This window comes from Martelella alba, from assembly GCF_005217455.1.
Taxonomy (GTDB): Bacteria; Pseudomonadota; Gammaproteobacteria; order Enterobacterales; family Enterobacteriaceae; genus Acerihabitans.
Genome location: NZ_SZPQ01000039.1, coordinates 1 through 19,328 on the forward strand (window position 1 = coordinate 1; position 19,328 = coordinate 19,328).

Consider the following 19,328-nt stretch of genomic DNA (forward strand, 5'->3'; position numbering starts at 1 on the left):
AAAAGCGAGTATTTTTAGTCATCCTGTTACCTCTCTCTCAAAGAGTTTAGTCTCCAGGATTCCCGGGGCGGTTCATATGCCCATATTGAGGTCATCAGCGTAGACAAACGCATGCCGGCGTTTTTGGATAATCCGGGCCGTCTGACGACGGGGCGAAAATATATCCGTATTCACCCTGGAAGCGTCCTGTATACGAATTTGGGCGACATGTTTACCAAAACATCGACATTAGTCAAAAAAGATGACTGTCTTATCCATGCTTTGGCTAACAGCAATGTGAAGAAAAGCAATGGCAATCAATGGTACCGGATTGGCGAGCAAAACTGGCTACACCAGGACGACGTGGATGTACTCAGCCAGTATGACCTCAAAGAACTCGGATTCTCAGCGTTGATCGAAGAATCAACACCGGATATGTCCGCGTCGCTGAAAGAAGGATGGGTAAAGTCGGCATTCCATTGTCTTTCGCGGCAGGTCAAACCGGAACGTGGCATTCAAGAACAGCGGATGTCCGGTTTCTATAAAGCGATGGTGGACCAAATGGATACGCAACGTGCCGACCAACTGTCAGGACGAACGCTCTATGAAGCCCTACAGTTTCCGGCCATGGGGGTCCGCGATATTGTCGCTTGTCTGGTGGTAAAGCATGAGAGCGAGTGGTTTGGCGGTAGCGGCCACCAGAAATGGACCGCGTTTTTTCAGGACTATGACATTCTGCGGCTAGATTATGCGAAAAAGTGGTTGGATGATATGGAATGGATGCGCCAAGTTGAGCCTTTTACGTCGGGGAAAGCGGTTTGGCATATGCACCCGGTGATGTTTTTACATGCGCTAGCAGATATCTATGTAGATTTCATAGAGTTTAAGACGACGTTAGGTATATACAGAATTTCAAAGAAATCTGCTGAATTTATATTGTCATGGGAGGCTTTTGTGTCCAAACCGTATGTTCCTGCAGGTGATCAGTCGAGTGGTGTCACAGTCGGTTATGGATATGATCTGGGACAACAAACAGTTTCATCGGCACGGAAAATCTTGCTTGATTATTATAGTGAGTCGCAGGTTGAAAAATTACTCACTACCATCGGAAAAAAAGGTGACCAAGCAAGAGCCATGGTTAGTAATTTGTCAGATATTATTATAGACAAAAGTAAAGCCATTGAAATGGCTATGGTTCTGAAAGCGCAATTTTGTCAAATTGTAATTGAGGTATATCCTCAGGCAATAAATCTTCCACCAGATAGCGCAGGAGCTATACTTTCGTTGATTTATAATCGTGGTCCATCCCTGGCGCTTCCAAAAACAGGCGACCTTATCGATAGACGTTGTGAAATGAGACAGATTCGTGATGATCTCTCTCAAGGGAGCATAAATAATATCCCCAGCCGGTTGAGAAGTATGAAGCGCCTTTGGCCAAACCAGCCCGGATTAATAAATCGTCGAGAGGGGGAGGCAAAACTAATAGAAAATGAGCTGGCAATAGGTGCTTATGATGAATAATTGTTTATTAAAAATATTGATCTTGGTAATATTGTTATTTTCGTTGAAAATTTATGCTTGCGGTAATAATCCCAATGCTATTGTGCAGGGACCATTCAAAGATCACTCATTCGATAATGGCTCTATTTGCTTTCAAAATTCCCTCGATAGAAATCATATAGATTTTTATTTAAACTATATGTCAAAAAAAGGTATTCATAATGATATTGTTGATACATTCTATTACTCAGATGCCCCGGTGGAACTCATGTCTGTTTTTTTTGAACCTGTTAATAATAAATGTAATGTTGTGGTTCTTCTGCGCTGGAATGTAAATTATGAGATTAAGGGTATTCAATATTTATATTACTACGAAATAAAAACATATCAACGATATAATGATTCTGGATATAAATTGAATCTAGACGCTGATAAAGACGAAAAATTAGCTGGTTACCAAACGAAAAAAAATGGAAAGGTTGACAACTATCCTTTAGATAACGCGCAAAAAATAAAGCGCTATCTAAGAAAAAGCTACAGTACCTAACACAAACTCAAATATCGGCAATGCATCGTCACCGTGTTACGGGGATAAGTGTTGAAATAGGAGGCGCTCATGCAAGGAATTGTTCGAATCGGTGATAAGACAACCCACGGCGGAACCGTTCAGTCCGGTTCAAATACCATGATTTTCGGCGGCATCGGCGTGGCCCGCAAAGGCGACCAGGTTTCTTGTCCCATAGCCGGCCATGGACCTACCACGATCAGCGAAGGACATCCCGACTATCTGGATAACGGGATCCCCGTGGCATTTCACGGACATAAGTGCGCCTGCGGCTGCACACTCATCAGTTCGTTGCCGGACGCGTTGGTGGGGTAAGTATGCCTGTCTACCTGGAAAAGATCCCCGAAGAAAAAAACGCGCCCCCTCGTCCGGCAACCTGGCGGTGGCTGATGTTCGGCGCTGCCGTTTTACTTGTCGGCATGGGGCTAACGTTCTTGTTCTGGCAAGGCGATCGTTTCGGGCCACGGTTCTGGTTTTTGGCATTGGTACTCCCCGTGCTTATCTGGGGGGCAATTTTTTCAACACGCCGGGCGGGTTATACCTTGCAACGTGTTGGACAGAATTCCGCGAACAGAGTCATCAATGCTCGCCCATGACGCCGGCCGCAAGCGGGGACAACGATTCGCCTGGTTTGCCGGTGAGTATTTGGTGAATGCGCTGGAAAGGGAACATAAACCCACGCAAAAAGCGGCGCTCGGCAAAAACCCGATCCTTCAACCTATCAGGCCACGCCAGGCGGAAAAGCCGGTCAGGCATTCCCGGTTCGCCGAGGAAGGCGGCGCTGCGGATGTACTGGCCTGCTATCGGTACGACGTGATTGGGCGCATCAACAAACTCCTTAAGTCGTTGCCCCGGACTGCGCCCTGCTATCTGGCGTTGGACCTGGGCGACGGACTGCCGGACATCGCGCTTAACTGGTTGCCTGAAATCCACCGCACGTTGATCCGTATCCGCGGTCTTTCAGGGCTGCGCATTCTGGATTACTGGCTCGACTGCCATTACCAAAAGCCTTCCGCGCTGCTGGTTATCAGCGTGCATCTGGAAGGGACGCCGAAGGACGATGCCGGGGAAGCCATCGCCGTTTTGCTGATGACTAACTGCCGTATACAAGGCGTACCCCCCGTATCCGTGCGATTACATCGCCCGCAAATCAACCACGACGGCGATTTGGTTCATGCATTGCGTCATGCCATGCTGTGGGCCGATCTTGACAAGCAGGCACCGCTGCGCGGTTGGATCACGGGCGGAAAACTGGCCTCCAGCGGTACGCTCAGTTGCGCTTGTGAGGCCTATGCGCCCGCACTGACAGTGCAGCGATACGTCAATATTGATACCGTTGCCGGTTTCGCCGGCGTTACCGCCCCGTGGCAGGCATTGATTCTCGCAACCCGCCAGTGTCTCGCTGACGGTGAAGCGCAGATGGTTATCACTGAATCCTCTCCCACCTATCGGCAACTCTGTGCCGTAACGCCAGAATAATCATCAGGAATTTTTACCGCCGTTATGAAACGACCTTCCGCCCTTGCCTCTGTTGTTGCGCTGGCCCTTTGTATCACAGGCATTTTCGGTGGTTTTCTCTGGCTCTATCCGGATGAAACCGCCCATGCCATGGGCATAGGTCCTTATAGCCATCTCGGCGTTATCGTTTTTTGTCTGGTGCTGGCGCTGATGATTCTGATTCTGGGCTGGTTTGCCGAAAGCGTGATGGCGGCGGCGGGAGAAACCGGGGGCAACTAGGACGCCTCGCCGGGGAATGCCAAAGCGATGGCCTCCCAGCCTGAAGCGCCGGCGCATACGGACGAAGAACCCCTCCGGTTTACTTCTGACGCGCTTATTGATCACCTGTGCCAGCATTACGGCCGCCGGTGGAAATCCAAAGTGCGTTTACTGTTGGTTCAAGGCGCCGACGCGTAGGTCGAAAAGGTCGTTCCCGGGCTTAAGCACGATCGCTGGCAGGAGAATGGCGGCATTGTTCTTATTCACGGGGGGGCGGCAGAGGCGCCGCCGGAGCCCGTAATTTTTGAGGTTCTGAAACAAGTGCGCCATCAGCGTCCAGTGGACGGTATCGTGCAGATCATGAACTGCGAAAATATCCCAGACCCCGTCGCGCTTGATGCGCTCATCCGCGTTCGCCGGAAAACCGACGGGCTATTCGGGTGGCGGGCGCCTGTCTGGCTGTGGTTCGTTTGGGAGGCGTCCTGTCGCCAGGAAATAGGCAGTGTCCCGGCGACGGGGACGCTGTTTGGTCCGAGGGCGACGCCGGATACGGCCCTGGGGGCGCTTGATACCTTATCTTCACGCCTGTGCCGTGCCGGTGTGCCGATGCTGCTGGGTGATATTCGTCGCGACGGGTTGTTGCGTTTATCCGCCCAATTGCGCGGACAACTTAAGCGGCAACTGACCCCATTACTCACAAGCTTGATGGAGGGTCCCGCGCCCTACGGGCTTCGTGGCGTGATGTTCAGCCCTGCATTAATGAACGCTGCCGCTCAACCACATGCACGCATAAGCCACCCGGCATGGCAAGCGCTGGAAAATGATTGTCGCCGCGTTCAAGCCCGTAAATTGGGCTTCCAGTGGAGAGGGATGCTGAGCCATGGGGTATTGGCCCTGGTCTTACTGTGGAGCGTCGGCACGCTACTTTCTCTGATGGTAAATCGGGCGCAGATATATCAGACGCAGGAAACCGTCCGTATCGCCGCCGACACAAAACAGCCCTTGCCGGAACGTTTGCGTAATCAGTGGGTTCTACAACAGACCATTGCCCGGCTACAGCACAGGAAAGCGCATGGCGCGCCCTGGTTCACGCGTTTTGGCCTGAATCGGGATCACGACAGGCTGAAGAGTCTTTGGCCGTTTTATGCCCGCAACAATGAGATTTTGATGCGTGACGCATTGGCGGATGTCCTGCAACAAAGGCTCAGTGCCTTTGTGCGGCTTCCACCCGCCAGCGCCGCCAGAAATGCCGCCTCACAGCAGGCCTATCACTTACTGAAGGGATATTTGATGCTCGCCCGCCCGGACAAGGCGGACGCTTCCTGGCTTGCCGGGAATGTACTGGACATCTGGCCGAAGCGTGCGGGGGTGCCGGATACCCTTTGGCAAACCCTGGCACCGAAACTGCTGGGTTTTTACGCCCAGAACCTGCCTGTGCATCCGGCGTGGAAGATTAAACCGAATGCCGGGCTAATCAGCACTGTTCGCCAGATTTTGCTTAAGCAGGTCGGCCAGCGTAACGCCGAATCAGGCCTGTATCGGGAGATGCTGCGGCGCGTTGCCCATAACTGGCCGGATTCAACGCTGGCGGATATGACCGGCGATACCGATGCCTCCAGCTTATTTAGTACCGAAGCCGTGGTGCCCGGCATGTTCACCCGCCAGGCTTGGGAAGAACAGGTGCGCAATACCATTGAAGAAGCGGTGAAAGCCCGCCGCGATGAAATCGACTGGGTACTGTCGGACAAGACGCTCCCGGCGGGTTGCGATATTTCATCGGAGGCGCTCAAACACCGTTTCACCGAACGCTACTTCAAGGATTTCGGTAACGCCTGGTTAAACATGGTCAACAGCATTCAGTGGCATGAGGCCGGTTCGCTATCGGAAACCATCGGCCAGTTGAATCTGCTGGCCGATGCGCGCCAGTCACCGCTGGTGGCCTTGATCAATACGCTGGCCTGGCAGGGACAGGCGGGCGCCAAGAGTTATCGGTTGGCGGATTCGCTGGTGGACTCCGCGAAAAAACGGTGGGGGCCCAATAAGAATGTCCGTCAGCTCTTCAAAGAAGCGTTAGAGCCGGACGGCCCGCTGGATTGGGTGTTTGGACCGATAAACGGATTGATGGCCGGCAAGGATGGCACCGGTAAGAATGGCCACCTTAGCGTCCAATCCTGGCTGGCGCGTGTAACCCAGCTACGTCTCAAGTAGCAACAGGTCAACAACGCGCCGGATCCGCAAGCGATGGCACGGATGCTGGCCCAGACGGTATTCGAGGGCAGCGCTATCGATTTGACCGAAACCCGTGACTACGGCAGTCTCGTCGCGGCAAGTCTCGGTCAAGAGTGGAACGGCTTTGGTCAGACACTGTTTGTTCAACCGCTGGACGTGGCCTGGCGTCAGGTGCTTACACCCGCGGCAAGCAATCTCAACGCCCGCTGGCAACGTACTATCGTATCGCAATGGAATGCCGATTTCGCCGCACGCTACCCCTTCAACGCCACAGGACCTGATGCGTCGCTCCCGCTGCTGGCGTGGTTCCTGCGTGCCGACTCCGGTCGCATTGCGTCATTCCTTAAAGCGAACCTCGCCGGCATTCTTCATCAGGAAGGCCGCCACTGGGTTGTCGACCCCATGGCAAGTCAAGGTATGACCGTTGATTCGGCATTCCTCGAGGCCATCAACCAATTGGCGGACATCTCGGATATCGTCTTTGCCCAGGGCGACGCGGAAATCCATTTTGAACTGATGGCCCGTCCGTCACGTAACGTGGCCCGCATGAAGCTGACGCTGAATGGTCAGAATCTGGATTACTTCAATCAAATGGAGAGTTGGCGGAGCTTTATCTGGCCTGGAAACACCTATTTTCCCGGTACGGATCTGAGATGGCGCACCGCCAACGCTGAAATGCGCCTTTATGCCCATCATCCGGGCCACTGGGGATTCATTCGTTTGCTGGATGACGCATTGATTACGCCGTTGGACGGAAGTCGTACGCAACTGAAGTGGATCACCCCGAACGGCGATCCGCTGGAGCTCATCATTCGCAGCGAACTGGGGGCTGGTCCGTTGGCATGGCAAAAACTGCACGGTTTTCGTTTTCCGGAGTCCATATTTTCCGTTGGTTCCTCTGAATAAGCCTGGCGCCCGCGATCCCTGTGTGAACGTCTGTTTGAAGGATTCGCCTACCTGATGGTGTTACCGCGTGTCTATCCGGCTTATCGCGCGGAAGTGCGTTGGGATCTCACAATACCCGCCAATGTACTCCCGGCGTCGCGACTAGGCTGGCAGCGGCGTATATGGCTTGGACGAACGGGCATGTCGGGACTCGGAGGCGGAAAGTCACGCTCCGGTCTTAATTCTTTGACTATCGCCTTGGGTTGTTATGCGAGGCTGCGTAGCGCCACGCGGCCACCCGCATTGGCTGGCGGTTACCGTTTTGTATTCTGGGGGGATTTGCCGGATGGCATTCGTATCACTGCGCCAGAAACTCATACTGGCCCTCTGCTGTGTCATGACCGGTTGCGGCCTGACCCAGACCCTCACTGATGGCGCAATCAGCATGACTAAAGCCAATTCTTGCAAAAAAATCAGGGTGCTCCACCTCGATTTCGTGCCGCGCGCCGCGTTTCTTGCAAGCGAAGTTCAGACGTCGTCGGCTACCATGGTGTGGGTATATCAGGTAATAGAGCGCCGGAGGGTGGACACGGCCGATGACCAGACACTGCTTCGTGCTGCGGACATCGTTCTGGGAGACGATGCGGTGGCGGCAAAATCCCTGCTGTTGATGCCCAACGCCAGCGCTACGCTCGACATGCCGATGGACAATAAGACCCGATACGTCGCGATCGTCGGGCTGTTTGCTGGTACGGGCAAAAACGAACACATCGGGCGGCTGGTACTGGGCTGTGACGAACTCGACCCGCACATGCCCCGTACCATCGAATTGGGTAATGGCGTTCTGACTCTCACACCCGTGAAGAAGCGACAAACATGATGATGGACACTCGGCAGGAGAATCGTTCTTGAATAACCGTAAACAACTCAAAACCGGCGGTGATCCACGCGCGTTGCCGGATTACGAGGCTCTGCGCGATGTGTTGGCCAGGCTTTCCCATCCAGCGCGTCCGGATGTGGACTGGGAGCGGGTAGCGCAATTGAGCCTGTCGCTATTCCGACAAAACGGCGTCGAGCTCCAAACGCTGTCGTGGTATACGCTGGCGCGCACCCGACTGGCCGGTCTGTTAGGCCTCAATGAAGGACTGGCGATTCTGGAAGCACTACTGACGCACCAGTGGGGAACGCTATGGCCGCAGCCGGTTCATGCCCGGATGGAAATCCTCGCCGGATTCAGCCAGCGTCTGCAATCGGTTCTTCGCACATTCACTCTGCATTCCGCTGATTTGCCGCAAATCTATCGAGCGGAACAGCATTTAAACGCCGTGCGCGACATCCTGCAACGCCTGGCGCTAAAAAACGCCAGTCAGATGGGGGATTTGTGCATCTTTATGCACATGGCGGCAACACGGCTTGAGAATAGGTATGCGGACAACAGCCCTGATCCCGCGGTTATGCTGCCCGCGACATTCCATTTGTCCCCTGACCTGCCGCCCGCCGCCACATTTGAACCGCTGGTTTATATCGCCTGTGAAGCGCCGGCTGCGCCACGGGTAGTGACCGAATTGCCAAAACCCAAGCGAGGGTGGAAAAGCTTTACCGGCGGCATGCTGACTATGCTGGCACTGTGCGCCGCGAGTTCGTGGGGTTGGCGGAGTCTGATTCCCACGGCGAGCGGCCCGCTGCCGGTGGCGGCAAATGAAGCCGCCCTGACGGCGCTGGGGCAACTGTCGCCGTTATGGCTACAGAACTACGGATTTATCCTGGCCGCCGGCGCGAGGCCGGATGAATCGGAGAAGCTTACGGCGCAGTGGCGGCGACATATCGTAGGAAGCGCCCTGCCATCTGAGGCGCTCTGCGGCTGGCATCAGGGCATGGAAGGTTTGCACGAACTGACCCGTCGCCTCAATGCGCTGGATGAGCGTAAAGGGAGATACCTGACCGGCTCTGAGCTTAAGTCGATGGTATTTGCCATAACGCAGAATTTCGGACGCACAATTCCCGTGGAAGAGCGACTATATCAGCTTAACCAGGTTGGAAGCGGGACGCCGTTGCCCGCTGAGCTGGTATCGCAAATCGATAGACATCTGCATCAACTGCTTAGCCGTTACACCCTGATAACTCAGCAAGCGGAGGGCAAGTAGCCGGGAAATCGCCAAATCATTCGCGTCGCTTCTTTATGGGTTGCCCTCGCTTGCCGCCGGGATGCAACGCGAAATATTTAATGTATATAAAAGGTATGTCAGGGTTGATAATGAGGCGGCGTTTTTATTGTTTTCAATAAAAGATTTAATCATCACTTTGAGAGTTTCTTTATAAGAATTATCTCTCTTGAAATCAAAACACTGAGTTGTTGCTTTCGGTTGGTATTCTGTTTTATCATCCCTTACAGGGAAATGCGGTTAAAGAATTATCATGGACGATATTAAGAGGAATTTATGAGCGGACATAGCTTCCAGAATGAAGTTCCCAAGGCACGCGTCAATCTTAAGCTGGACCTGCATACGGGTGGGGCGAAAAAGAAAGTCGAGCTGCCATTGAAGTTATTAGCCGTGGGGGATTTCAGCCACGGCAAGGAACAAAAACCATTATCTGAACGCATTAAAATAAGTATAAATAAAAATAACTTCAACAGTGTGCTTTCGGAATTAAATCCATCGTTACAACTTTCAATTGAGAATACCCTGTCTGGCGACGGTTCAGAAGAAAATATCCACCTCGATTTCCGCGATATCAAAGATTTCGAGCCAGAGCAGGTGGCTCGTCAAATACCTCAACTGAAAGCCATGCTGGCCATGCGTCATCTATTGCGCGATTTGAAATCCAATCTCCTGGATAATGTCACTTTCAGAAAATCGTTTGAGGCCATATTACGTGATTCCACGCTAAGCGATGCGCTACGCGGCGAACTTTCCGCACTGACCGCGAAAGACGTCTGAGTGTTCAACGGTTCAAAAATCAGTCTGGTACCGCAGGCCAATGCCTGTCAGATACCGGGCGACACCTTGGCGTCATCGCAGGATGATGACGCGTTACAACACTACGGAGAGTAATTCAATGGCAATTCCTGTTTATCTCTGGCTGAAAGACGATGGAGGCACCCACATCAAGGGGTCAGTGAACGTTCGGGAGCGTGAAGGCAGCATTGAAGTGGTCGCTCAGCAACACAACCTGTACATCCCGACTGACAACAACAGCGGCAAATTGACCGGTACCCGGATCCACACGCCATTCCAGTTTACCAAGGAAATCGACGCCGCCAGTCCATACCTTTACAAGGCGGTCACCACCGGTCAGACCCTGAGTTCCGCGGAATTCAAGTGGTACAGAATCAACGACGCGGGCCAGGAAGTGGAGTATTTCAATACCACACTGGAGAACGTCAAAGTGGTGAAGGTAGCGCCGATGATGCACGACCTCAAGGATCCCGCCTACGAGAAGCACAACCATCTGGAGCAGATCGCGCTGCGCTACGAAAAAATCATCTGGACCTACAAAGACGGCAACATCATTCATTCCGATTCCTGGAATGAACGCGCCACGGGGTAAGCCCACGGGGTAAGCGCCCGACAGTCTTCTCCCGGGTCGTCTCAATCCCTCTTGCGCCCGGGCAATGGAAGGCGCGGCCCCTTTGCGCCAGACCCGCGCGCATGCGGAAATCCTGCCGGCGCATCGGTTATCGAAACCGCCGGAGCAAGGGGCAGGCGAGCTAACGGTTCTGGCGCGTTGCCGACCCTTACCGTGAAGTCGGGGTATCACTGCGGATTACAACCGGCCACACAATTAAAAGGAACCCGAAGTGTCACGTACACGTTTGACTAAACCCGCGTTCTGGCTGCTGCCAGGGCTGGCGTTCAGTTTTACTGGTTGCGGACTGACACAAAACGTCACGGATGGCGCCAAATCGGCCTTTAATTCTCTGTTTTACCGGAAAATCAGCCAACTTCATCTGGATTTTACCGCCCGTGAGGCGCTTAACACCGATGCGCGGGAAAGTCATTCACTTTCCGTACCGGTGATGATTCGTATTTACCAGTTAAAGGATCGGAAAATTTTTGACCAGTTGGTTTATCAGCAACTGTCTGAAGAGGGCGACACGACTCTGTTAACGGACCTGCTCGCCCGTCGTGATGTTGTGGTGAAACCAGGGGGAGTGTCCAGCGTGAATATGCCGATGGAAGCCGATACACGGTTTGTGGCCGTAGCGGGGTTGTTTCGACATCCTGATATAGCGAAAAACACCTGGAAGCGGGTGCTTAAACGCGAAGAGCTGGACCCGGCTAAACCACGGGTGCTGGAGGCCGGCAACAACAATCTCAGGTTATTGCCACTGAGGAATGAATAATGCCCTACGAACAGGAAACGCCATCACTCTATGAGATGCTCGCCGGCAACTTTACCGGCGGTTTAGGGCTCCATGAAATCAGCGAGCGGAACCGGGTTATCCTGTCGGTATTGGATAATATGCAGCGGATCCTCGACTGCCGCGCCGGTACGCTGGCTCATTTGCCGGATTACGGGTTGCCGGATATGACCAAAATTCTGCAGGGGATGCCCGGTACCGCGCATCAGCTCATGGCCACGCTTTCAGCGGTGTTGCTGAAATACGAGCCGCGCCTGGGTAAAATTCAGGTTGTGTTACTTGAACAGACGCAACCCGGTGAGCTGCGCTATGCGATTGATGCTGAACTGAAAGGACTCGGCCTGGTGCGCTATGGCACCGAATTTATGCCCGAGGGGCGTGTGTTTTTGCGCCATCTGAAGCAACAGCAATACCTTGAAAGTCGGGCCGGTATCTAAGTCATTCATCAGCCCGCCAAAATCATGACAGGGGTCATTCCATATCCCGAGGCGGGTTGGACACCCGCCGAAAAGGGCATTTATTTCGCCAAAAGTGGTGGAATGGCCGGCACTTGCGGGGCGTTATCTATATCCGCCTGCGTCATGCGAAACGCTTGCGGGTAATGCTCGCGCTGAGTCCGGCGCGCGGGTTCCGTATCGCGCCAGGTATAAAGGCAATGCTGGCACTGATAAACCGTCCAAACGCCCGCCACCGGCGAGGTGGCCATGACGTTAATCTGCTCATCGGCGCAACGTGGACAAATCATCTTTCTCTCCTTAATTATTTTCGGTTAGCCAACAGAGCGGTCAGTTTTTCCACCCACAGGGCGGTCTCGGGCAAATCCTTCACCGGCTGGCTGTAGTGTCCGCGGCTATCGGGCGCAACCGGCGTAGTGGCGTCGATAATCAGTTTGTCGGTGATGCCGGCGGGGCTGGAGCCCGGATCAAGTTCCAGTACCGACATATTAGGCAATTGCACCAGATCGCCCGCCGCATTGACTTTTGACGACAACGCCCACATCACTTGCGGCAAATTAAAAGGATCGACATCCTCATCCACCATGATCACCATTTTCACGTACCCCAGCCCGTGCGGCGTGGTCATCGCCCGCAACCCCACGGCCCGGGCAAAGCCGCCGTAGCGTTTTTGGGTAGAGATGATCGCCATCAGACCATGGGTGTACATGGCGTTGACGGCCTGCACTTCCGGGAATTCCGCTTTTAGTTGCTGATAGAGCGGCACACAGGTCGCCGGTCCTATCAGATAATCAATTTCCGTCCAAGGCATGCCGAGATAAAGGGATTCAAAGATCAGTTTGGTGCGATACGAAACCTTATCGATACGCACGACCGTCATATTGCGGCCACCGGAATAATGGCCGGTGAATTCCCCAAAGGGCCCTTCGATTTCACGTTTGCGTCCTTCTATCACACCTTCTAGAATGACTTCCGATCCCCATGGCACATCAAGACCGGTCAGTGGCGCGGTGGCGATGGGATACGGGCATTCCCGCAGCGCGCCCGCCATTTCATATTCCGACTGGTCGTATTTAAGGGGGGTGGCGCCCATTAACGTGATAATGGGGTCGTTACCCAGTGTGATCGCTATGGGCAAATCCTCACCCCGTTCTTCCGCTTTATGCAGTTGCAACGCGATGTCATGCATCGGCACCGGTTGTAGGCCAAGCTTACGTGGCCCTTTGACTTCCATGCGATAAACGCCCACGTTCTGTTTACCGAAATTATCCGGTTCCAGAGGATCGCGGGAAACAACACAGGCCTTGTCAAGATAGAATCCGCCGTCACCGTCGTTTAGCCGAAACAGCGGCAGAATATCGAACAGATTAATCTCCTCGCCATCCACCGTATTTTCCGACCAGGCCGGGTTTTCCCGACGCTCCGGCGCCACCGGGAAGTTATCCCAGCGTCGGATGAACTCATCAATTTGCTGCTTAACCGGGGTATTGGGCGGCAGCCCCAGGGAGATGGCATGGTTTTGCCAGGAACCCAGGGTATTCATGACAACGTGCGCGTCCCTGAACCCTTTGATATTGGTAAACGAAAGTGCTGGCGCGCCCTCGCCGATGCGGCCGGTGGCGTTGGCCGCCGCGGCGATATCCGGCTCGGCCTGTACCTCTTCGCTAATGTGTAATAGTTGCCCCTGGCTATCCAGCGCATGCAAATAGCTGCGCAAATCATCAAATGCCATGCTTACTCCTCCATTTTCAAATCATACTGTGCCATTGCATCGCGCAGCCCATGCCAACGTCGCGTCTTGGGATAATCAGGACCGAACTGATCGAGTATGCGGGCAACGATATGGTCAATGACATCCTCAAGGGTGTTAGGACGGTTATAAAAAGCCGGCATGGGCGGTACTATCGCTACTCCCATGCGCGACAAGGCAAGCATATTTTCCAGGTGAATGGCGCTGAGCGGCATTTCACGGGGAACCAAGACCAGTTTGCGTCCTTCCTTTAGCGCCACATCCGCCGCGCGCCCCACCAAACCATCGGCATAGCCGGCTCGGATACCCGCCAGCGTTTTCATGCTGCAAGGGATAATAATCATGCCGTCGCCGCGAAAAGATCCTGAGGAGATCGTCGCTGCCTGATCAGCCGGGTCATACACGACATCCGCCAAATCAGCCACCTGACGAACGCTGTAGTGCGTCTCCAACGCGACAGTGGTTTTGGCCCACGTTGACATAACGAGGTGGGTTTCCACTTCGGGTAAGGGTTTGAGCGCCTTGAGCAAGGCGACACCCAAGGGCGCGCCTGTCGCGCCGGTCATCCCAACACTAAGTCTCATCGTCTTCTTCACTAATCGTTCTTATACGAACTTTCAAGAAGTTAAACCTTACCTATAAGATATTCAATCACATTTATGAAAAAGTTCGTATACGAATATAATGCGGTGCATTATCGTGATTCAGGCACGTCGGCGGGAAGCTATTGCCGCAATCACAACTTTTTGCGATGGTATCGACACCATTTGAAACAGTGGCATCTTAAATACAATGGCCAAAGAACTTGGGCGTGTTCCTTTCCACCTTATGCGGCAGCTTTTCCAGGAGCACACATCGCTGTGGCAAAAATTACTGCCTGATCTCACCAAGCCGCAGTATTCCGTGCTCTGCGCCGTCGCTGATCAACCGGGTATTGAGCAAATGGATTTAATGGACGCGGCGCTCAGCACTAAAGCGACGTTGGCGGAAATGTTGTCACGAATGGAAAAAAAGGGCCTGCTGATTAAACGTCAAGGCGCGGACGACAAACGTAGACGTTTTATCTTCCTCACGGCGGAAGGGATACAAACACTGCAACGTTCCCGTCCAGTGGCCGATGACATTGACGCCGCATTTTTGTCACAACTTTCCGCCAGCCAACAGGACGATTTGATAGGCCTGTTGCGGGCCATGCTGCGGGGAAAAAGCACGGATATGGATCAGTAATGGCGTCAACGCGAGGATGACTTTTGGGCGTTTACGATACGGTTGCGCATGAATTCAGCGAGCTTATGCAAAAGCCCTCATCGTCAAGTTGCATCAGGGCGTCGCTGAAGGTCGTGCTGTGGTCAGCAATAGGTCTGTTCCTTCTGAGATGATCATCTTTACAACCTTTACCTTACCGGATAAGCCGATGGATCTCACCTTCCTGTCAAATTCACACTACGCCTTCAGTACGCTATCCTCCGAGCCAGGTAAGATGGCGATTACGGCAGAACAGACTCAGTGGATGAATAACCCGCGCGATCGCGCGGGACAGAAAACGCGAGGATTATCAAGCCAGCACACCAATTGGCCACGGCACAAATTCATTTTCGCCGACCCCTAACGCCTCACTTTTACTTTCCTCACCAGAAGCGACCCGCAGGATTTTCTCGAAAATGAGTTGGCCCATTTCCTGGATGGTTTTTTCTCCATCAATCACCATACCGCAATTGATGTCCATATCCTCTTCCATCCGTTTATACATGGAAGTATTGCTGGCGAGTTTGATACACGGCGCTGGGACGGAACCGAAACAAGAACCCCGCCCAGTAGTGAAAGTGATAAGATTGGCGCCACCGGCTATTTGCCCGGTGGCGGATACCGGGTCCAGTCCTGGGGTATCCATAAACACCAGTCCATGGACTGTTACTGGATATGCATATTCATATACTTCCATCAAAGGCGCATTACCGCCTTTTTTGGCGCCGCCAAGAGATTTTTCCAGCACATTGGCCAAGCCGCCAGCATTATTGCCGGGGCTCACCCGGCCGTTGATTTGGGTATCGCGCCCAGCATTGTATTTTAACCACCAATTGATACGATCCACCAGTTTTTGTCCCACTTCCGGCGTGACGGCTCGTGCCGTCAAGGTATGCTCGACCCCGAAAATCTCAGTGGTTTCTGATAAAATGGCTGTACCACCATGGCGCACCAGAATATCTACCGCCGCGCCAAGCGATGGGTTGGCGGAAAGTCCGGAGAAACCATCGGAACCGCCACACTGCATACCGATACAGATATGTTCGGCGGAGACGGTCTGACGCGTGTAACTATTAGCATGGGGCAGCATATCGTAAACTTCTTCGATACCTTTTTCGATGGTCTTACGCGTACCGCCGGTATCCTGAATCACCAGTTTGCGGACTGTCTCGTTTTCTTCGAGACCCATTTGTTCAAAAAATCCATGAATATTGTTACGTTCACAGCCCAGCGCCACTATCAGCGCTGCGGCAGTATTGGGATTTCTCACAAAGCCAGCCAGGGTGCGGCGTAATAAATCCATGGGTTCGCCAGTCATTTCCATACCACAACCTAGCTCATGAATAAAAGGTACTACGCCGTCCACATTGCCGTATTCGGCTAAACGCTCATCAGTAAAATAATCAGCTATTTTACGCGCTACTGTGGCGCCACAGTTGCCTACCACAAACACGCCGATGTAATTACGAGTACCCACTTTGCCGTTTTCACGGACAAACCCTTGGAAAGTGGCCCGTTGTTCTTTTGGTAAATAATCTATCGGATGGTAATTTTTACTAAAAGCGTAATCTCTCTCAAAATTATCGAAAAGAATATTATGGCTATGCATCCAACTGCCTGGCTGAGTATCTTCCCCAGCAAAACCAATTACCGTATTATATTTCAGAATCGGCTGACCTTTGCTTATAAACGTTGTAGCGATTTTATGACCAGCCGGGACGTTATGCAATGTTGTCACTCCCTCACTGGTGATGAGGGTGCCAGCCGGAATTTCAGTTGGCGCAACAACAACATTATCTTTGTCGTCCAGCCTGATAACCCGGCCCTGATCGGATTGAGTATTCATCATTTGTCCTCCAGTTTCATCACTTCTATAAGATTAAATAAGTAAGATATATACAGAGAAATACCTTTGGCTTGATTATAAAAACGGAGTTATTGCCCTTTACGTTAATTTTTTTGTCGTCGGCACAGGGGCAGTGGGCGACAGAGCGAGAGAAGTCAATTCTAATCGTTTGATTTTGCCGACGATCACCCAGTAGCTTAGAACAGCGATAATTCCATGTGAACCTACAAAAATCAGCGCCAATTGAAAAGAACCGGTCATGGACAACACATAACCAATGACAACCGGGGTAATAATACCAGATAGGTTTCCTATGGAATTGAAGATTCCACCAGTTATCCCAATGATTTTCTTGGGTGCCGTATCCGCCACCACAGCCCAGCCCAATGATCCGAAACCCTTACCGAAAAAGGCGAGGCTCATAAAAAAGATTACCATTGATTCGGTTTGTACATAATTACACAACATCATGGTGGCGCTTAATGTCAACCCAAAGGTAATTGGACCTTTGCGGGCCAAGCTTAGATTATTCGTCTTCTTGAGCAGCCAATCAGAAATATATCCGCTGGTGATACCGCCGGCCAAACCACAAATAGCTGGAACCGAGGCTATCATTCCCGCTTGTAAAATAGTCAGCCCACGTTCCTTAACGAGATAGATAGGAAACCACGACATAAAAAACCAGGTAATGGCATTAATGCAATACTGCGCAATAAATATTCCTATCAGCATACGGCTTTTGAACAGTTGGCCAATATCGTACCAAGAAGCAGATTTTTTGACGGGCCGTCCCTGAGTATCCTGACCGAGGGCCATATCTAAATCGATCAATCCGCCGCCTTGGCGGATATGTTCCAACTCAGCCTGATTAACCCACGGGTGCTTCATCGGCACATGAAATATTTTGTTCCATAAAAATGCCACGAGCATACCGAGTAACCCCATGATAATAAAGACATGTTGCCAGCCAAAGGTATGACATAACCATCCCATCAACGGCATGAACACGGCGATGGAGACATATTGGGCGCTATTGAATATTGCGCCGGCAACGCCGCGTTCCGCAGATGGAAACCAGGCGGCGATAATTCGACCAGCGGACGGTCCCACCGGGGCCTCGCAGACGCCAAGCAGGAAACGTAATATGAGCAAAGCGGGAATAATCAGGGAAATGTAGCTCACAAAACCCATGCCTATTGTTACGATTGACCAGATGAGAACACCCAGGAACATGGCCAATTTTGATCCGAACTTGTCCGACACCCAACCAGCTGGTGTCATGCATATCACATAAGCCCAACTAAAAACGGAAAATAGATAACCCATTTCTATGGATGAAATACCCAAGTCGCGTTGCATGTCCAGCCCAGCGACCGACAGTGTGGCCCTATCGCCGGTGGCTAGTGTTAGCACCAATGTAATCATCGCCAAGATAAAATATCTAGCATGAGTCTTTTTATGCGGGGTATTCACAAAAGCCTCCTTTTTCAGAATGTTATACTTGTAAGTAGGATAAGATGTTAACAATTCCTCACAGTATTTATGCTAATTGGAAAGTTGTCCATCCAATTTTAACTAATATCTATCTCAGCGCACATTTTTTCAAAGCGACCCTGGGTAACGGGGAATTCGGCACTGATAGATGTGGTTGTTTCTCAAATGAAGATGACTAATTTTTTTCAGTTAAATCAATGATATTTAAAAATTTGTGGTACTGGCAGTCACATTGGGGAAAATTTTTTGGCATAATGTCAGTTGTCCAGCAACAGTAGGTAAAAGCTGTCTGTAATGGATAAAAATGTATAAAATATCTTTGTAGCATTTTTCTGCCGATTGCCGCAGGCGGTTTCATTCTAGGGCGCTTTCCTGGATGAACATTTCAGATTTTTAGGGGGATCAATTGATGCCGGATAAAAATAAATTCACTATGATACCAATCAAACGAACAGATGTTTTTCAAACTATAATACAACAACTTAACAATTTACTTGATAGTGGCAATCTTCGGCCCGGAGAACGGTTACCCTCGGAACGCGAGTTATCGGAAAGCCTCGGGGTAAGCCGTACATCCATCCGCCAAGCGCTGAAAGTACTGGAAGCCTCCGGTAGGCTGGAAACACGCGTAGGCAGCGGCACCTATTTGATCGATGCCCGTCAAAATCATGTTGTCGGCATTGGCATGTATATTCAACCTGGTGTAAGCGTCACCAAGGACTTTATGCGCCAGTTAATTGTGGCGCGAGCGGGTATTGAACGCACCATTTTTGAAGAATATTCGCGCAAGTCTACCCGGCACGGCATTATGCTATTGCGTTCCCTTGTCGAAGAGAACGCCCATGAATTTGCTGATGAAGAAAACGACGAAAATGGCGGTTTGGATCTGACATTTGAGTGTAAAGTAGCCGAGCTTAACCAGAACATTATCCTGGCCAATCTGCAACAACAAATTCATCAGCTTTGGGTCAGCGCATGGAACGAATATGGCTACGTGCCGGAAAAGAAACTTGTTTTACATCAAGAGCATTTGGATATTATCGATGCATTGGCAGCGAAAAACAGTGGCAGGGTGGTGGATTTAATCATTCAACATGTCGATAAAGAAATCGAATAGTCATTGGCATAGCCTATTCCCCGTTGCCGCTTGTGACCGCGTGGCAACGCAAGTTTTGCCCCGCGCCGGCAGGGTAGGGTTGGCGGCGCCATAGGCAGAATTTCTCGGTTATAATACAAGCTATCGTAGTGGTACCCCCTCTTAACGATGCTAGGCGTGCCTGGGGAGGATCATCTTGATAGGC

Annotated in this window: 21 protein-coding genes; 16 read left to right on the top strand and 5 right to left on the bottom strand. The window is 51.8% G+C overall.

Annotated elements, in window-relative coordinates:
• Positions 1–111: 111 nt before the first annotated feature.
• The 14 genes from FCN80_RS20530 (at position 112) to tssE (ending at position 11,674) form a co-directional block, all read left to right on the top strand.
• Complete coding sequence (locus FCN80_RS20530; protein ID WP_136992219.1) at positions 112–1,500, top strand: pesticin C-terminus-like muramidase; 1,389 nt, start codon at positions 112–114, stop codon at positions 1,498–1,500.
• Entirely contained in the window at positions 1,490–2,026 is a 537-nt protein-coding gene (locus FCN80_RS20535; RefSeq protein WP_170975471.1) for a hypothetical protein, read from the top strand. Before FCN80_RS20530 ends, FCN80_RS20535 begins: the two co-directional genes overlap by 11 nt.
• A gap of 69 nt (positions 2,027–2,095) precedes the next feature.
• Positions 2,096–2,359 (top strand): PAAR domain-containing protein, encoded by a 264-nt coding sequence (locus FCN80_RS20540; protein WP_136992221.1) that lies wholly within the window; start codon positions 2,096–2,098, stop codon positions 2,357–2,359.
• A 2-nt stretch (positions 2,360–2,361) separates the two neighbouring features.
• On the top strand, positions 2,362–2,640 hold the full coding sequence (locus FCN80_RS20545) for a hypothetical protein (protein ID WP_136992222.1): 279 nt from the start codon (positions 2,362–2,364) through the stop codon (positions 2,638–2,640).
• The gene (locus tag FCN80_RS20550) at positions 2,627–3,523 is read left to right on the top strand and encodes a hypothetical protein (protein WP_136992223.1); all 897 of its coding nucleotides are present in this window, start codon (positions 2,627–2,629) and stop codon (positions 3,521–3,523) included. The genes FCN80_RS20545 and FCN80_RS20550 overlap by 14 nt, the downstream gene beginning before the upstream one ends.
• Before the next feature lie 24 nt (positions 3,524–3,547).
• Complete coding sequence (locus tag FCN80_RS26955; RefSeq protein ID WP_230492820.1) at positions 3,548–3,781, top strand: hypothetical protein; 234 nt, start codon at positions 3,548–3,550, stop codon at positions 3,779–3,781.
• Positions 3,782–4,081: 300 nt separating this feature from the next.
• Positions 4,082–5,968 (top strand): ImcF-related family protein, encoded by a 1,887-nt coding sequence (locus FCN80_RS26960; protein ID WP_230492821.1) that lies wholly within the window; start codon positions 4,082–4,084, stop codon positions 5,966–5,968.
• A 33-nt stretch (positions 5,969–6,001) separates the two neighbouring features.
• Positions 6,002–6,895 (top strand): type VI secretion IcmF C-terminal domain-containing protein, encoded by an 894-nt coding sequence (locus FCN80_RS26965; RefSeq protein ID WP_230492822.1) that lies wholly within the window; start codon positions 6,002–6,004, stop codon positions 6,893–6,895.
• 325 nt (positions 6,896–7,220) lie between these two features.
• A complete protein-coding gene (gene tssJ / locus FCN80_RS20560) occupies positions 7,221–7,754 on the top strand; it encodes a type VI secretion system lipoprotein TssJ (protein ID WP_136992224.1) in 534 nt (177 codons plus the stop codon).
• Positions 7,755–7,782: 28 nt separating this feature from the next.
• Positions 7,783–9,018 (top strand): VasL domain-containing protein, encoded by a 1,236-nt coding sequence (locus tag FCN80_RS20565; protein ID WP_136992225.1) that lies wholly within the window; start codon positions 7,783–7,785, stop codon positions 9,016–9,018.
• A 294-nt stretch (positions 9,019–9,312) separates the two neighbouring features.
• Entirely contained in the window at positions 9,313–9,813 is a 501-nt protein-coding gene (tssB, locus tag FCN80_RS20570) for a type VI secretion system contractile sheath small subunit (protein WP_136992226.1), read from the top strand.
• A 118-nt stretch (positions 9,814–9,931) separates the two neighbouring features.
• The gene (locus tag FCN80_RS20575; protein WP_136992227.1) at positions 9,932–10,423 is read left to right on the top strand and encodes an Hcp family type VI secretion system effector; all 492 of its coding nucleotides are present in this window, start codon (positions 9,932–9,934) and stop codon (positions 10,421–10,423) included.
• Between the two features lie 250 nt (positions 10,424–10,673).
• Positions 10,674–11,219 (top strand): type VI secretion system lipoprotein TssJ, encoded by a 546-nt coding sequence (gene tssJ / locus FCN80_RS20580; protein WP_136992228.1) that lies wholly within the window; start codon positions 10,674–10,676, stop codon positions 11,217–11,219.
• Positions 11,219–11,674, top strand: coding sequence for a type VI secretion system baseplate subunit TssE (tssE, locus tag FCN80_RS20585; protein ID WP_136992229.1), 456 nt, complete (start codon positions 11,219–11,221; stop codon positions 11,672–11,674). The genes tssJ (FCN80_RS20580) and tssE overlap by 1 nt, the downstream gene beginning before the upstream one ends.
• An 80-nt stretch (positions 11,675–11,754) precedes the next feature.
• Here tssE and FCN80_RS20590 read toward each other — a convergent pair whose 3' ends face one another.
• Genes FCN80_RS20590 through FCN80_RS20600 form a run of 3 tightly spaced genes read right to left on the bottom strand, consistent with a single transcriptional unit; the run spans position 11,755 to position 14,026 of the window.
• Entirely contained in the window at positions 11,755–11,982 is a 228-nt protein-coding gene (locus tag FCN80_RS20590) for a non-oxidative hydroxyarylic acid decarboxylases subunit D (RefSeq protein WP_136992230.1), read from the bottom strand.
• A 14-nt stretch (positions 11,983–11,996) separates the two neighbouring features.
• Positions 11,997–13,424 (bottom strand): non-oxidative hydroxyarylic acid decarboxylases subunit C, encoded by a 1,428-nt coding sequence (locus tag FCN80_RS20595; protein ID WP_136992231.1) that lies wholly within the window; start codon positions 13,422–13,424, stop codon positions 11,997–11,999.
• Positions 13,425–13,426: 2 nt separating this feature from the next.
• Positions 13,427–14,026, bottom strand: a complete 600-nt coding sequence (locus tag FCN80_RS20600; RefSeq protein WP_136992232.1) for a non-oxidative hydroxyarylic acid decarboxylases subunit B — start codon at positions 14,024–14,026, stop codon at positions 13,427–13,429.
• Between the two features lie 208 nt (positions 14,027–14,234).
• Between FCN80_RS20600 and FCN80_RS20605 the strand changes: the two genes are divergently transcribed.
• Positions 14,235–14,669, top strand: a complete 435-nt coding sequence (locus FCN80_RS20605; RefSeq protein ID WP_136992233.1) for a MarR family winged helix-turn-helix transcriptional regulator — start codon at positions 14,235–14,237, stop codon at positions 14,667–14,669.
• 328 nt (positions 14,670–14,997) lie between these two features.
• Here FCN80_RS20605 and FCN80_RS20610 read toward each other — a convergent pair whose 3' ends face one another.
• Both FCN80_RS20610 and FCN80_RS20615 read right to left on the bottom strand, forming a co-directional pair.
• Positions 14,998–16,536 carry a UxaA family hydrolase gene (locus FCN80_RS20610; protein ID WP_136992234.1) on the bottom strand — a complete coding sequence of 513 codons (1,539 nt, stop codon included), beginning with the start codon at positions 16,534–16,536 and terminating at the stop codon, positions 14,998–15,000.
• A 96-nt stretch (positions 16,537–16,632) separates the two neighbouring features.
• Positions 16,633–18,006, bottom strand: coding sequence for an MFS transporter (locus tag FCN80_RS20615; protein ID WP_306767908.1), 1,374 nt, complete (start codon positions 18,004–18,006; stop codon positions 16,633–16,635).
• A 430-nt stretch (positions 18,007–18,436) separates the two neighbouring features.
• Between FCN80_RS20615 and FCN80_RS20620 the strand changes: the two genes are divergently transcribed.
• Positions 18,437–19,144, top strand: coding sequence for a FadR/GntR family transcriptional regulator (locus tag FCN80_RS20620; protein ID WP_136992235.1), 708 nt, complete (start codon positions 18,437–18,439; stop codon positions 19,142–19,144).
• The last annotated feature ends 184 nt before the right edge of the window (positions 19,145–19,328 follow it).

Coding starts and splice junctions, on each gene's coding strand:
- FCN80_RS20530 (WP_136992219.1), top strand. CDS start 112: ATGCCGGCGTTTTTGGATAATCCGGGCCGTCTGACGACGGGGCGAAAA.
- FCN80_RS20535 (WP_170975471.1), top strand. CDS start 1,490: ATGATGAATAATTGTTTATTAAAAATATTGATCTTGGTAATATTGTTA.
- FCN80_RS20540 (WP_136992221.1), top strand. CDS start 2,096: ATGCAAGGAATTGTTCGAATCGGTGATAAGACAACCCACGGCGGAACC.
- FCN80_RS20545 (WP_136992222.1), top strand. CDS start 2,362: ATGCCTGTCTACCTGGAAAAGATCCCCGAAGAAAAAAACGCGCCCCCT.
- FCN80_RS20550 (WP_136992223.1), top strand. CDS start 2,627: ATGCTCGCCCATGACGCCGGCCGCAAGCGGGGACAACGATTCGCCTGG.
- FCN80_RS26955 (WP_230492820.1), top strand. CDS start 3,548: ATGAAACGACCTTCCGCCCTTGCCTCTGTTGTTGCGCTGGCCCTTTGT.
- FCN80_RS26965 (WP_230492822.1), top strand. CDS start 6,002: ATGGCACGGATGCTGGCCCAGACGGTATTCGAGGGCAGCGCTATCGAT.
- tssJ (WP_136992224.1), top strand. CDS start 7,221: ATGGCATTCGTATCACTGCGCCAGAAACTCATACTGGCCCTCTGCTGT.
- tssB (WP_136992226.1), top strand. CDS start 9,313: ATGAGCGGACATAGCTTCCAGAATGAAGTTCCCAAGGCACGCGTCAAT.
- FCN80_RS20575 (WP_136992227.1), top strand. CDS start 9,932: ATGGCAATTCCTGTTTATCTCTGGCTGAAAGACGATGGAGGCACCCAC.
- tssE (WP_136992229.1), top strand. CDS start 11,219: ATGCCCTACGAACAGGAAACGCCATCACTCTATGAGATGCTCGCCGGC.
- FCN80_RS20590 (WP_136992230.1), bottom strand. CDS start 11,982: ATGATTTGTCCACGTTGCGCCGATGAGCAGATTAACGTCATGGCCACC.
- FCN80_RS20595 (WP_136992231.1), bottom strand. CDS start 13,424: ATGGCATTTGATGATTTGCGCAGCTATTTGCATGCGCTGGATAGCCAG.
- FCN80_RS20600 (WP_136992232.1), bottom strand. CDS start 14,026: ATGAGACTTAGTGTTGGGATGACCGGCGCGACAGGCGCGCCCTTGGGT.
- FCN80_RS20605 (WP_136992233.1), top strand. CDS start 14,235: ATGGCCAAAGAACTTGGGCGTGTTCCTTTCCACCTTATGCGGCAGCTT.
- FCN80_RS20610 (WP_136992234.1), bottom strand. CDS start 16,536: ATGATGAATACTCAATCCGATCAGGGCCGGGTTATCAGGCTGGACGAC.
- FCN80_RS20620 (WP_136992235.1), top strand. CDS start 18,437: ATGCCGGATAAAAATAAATTCACTATGATACCAATCAAACGAACAGAT.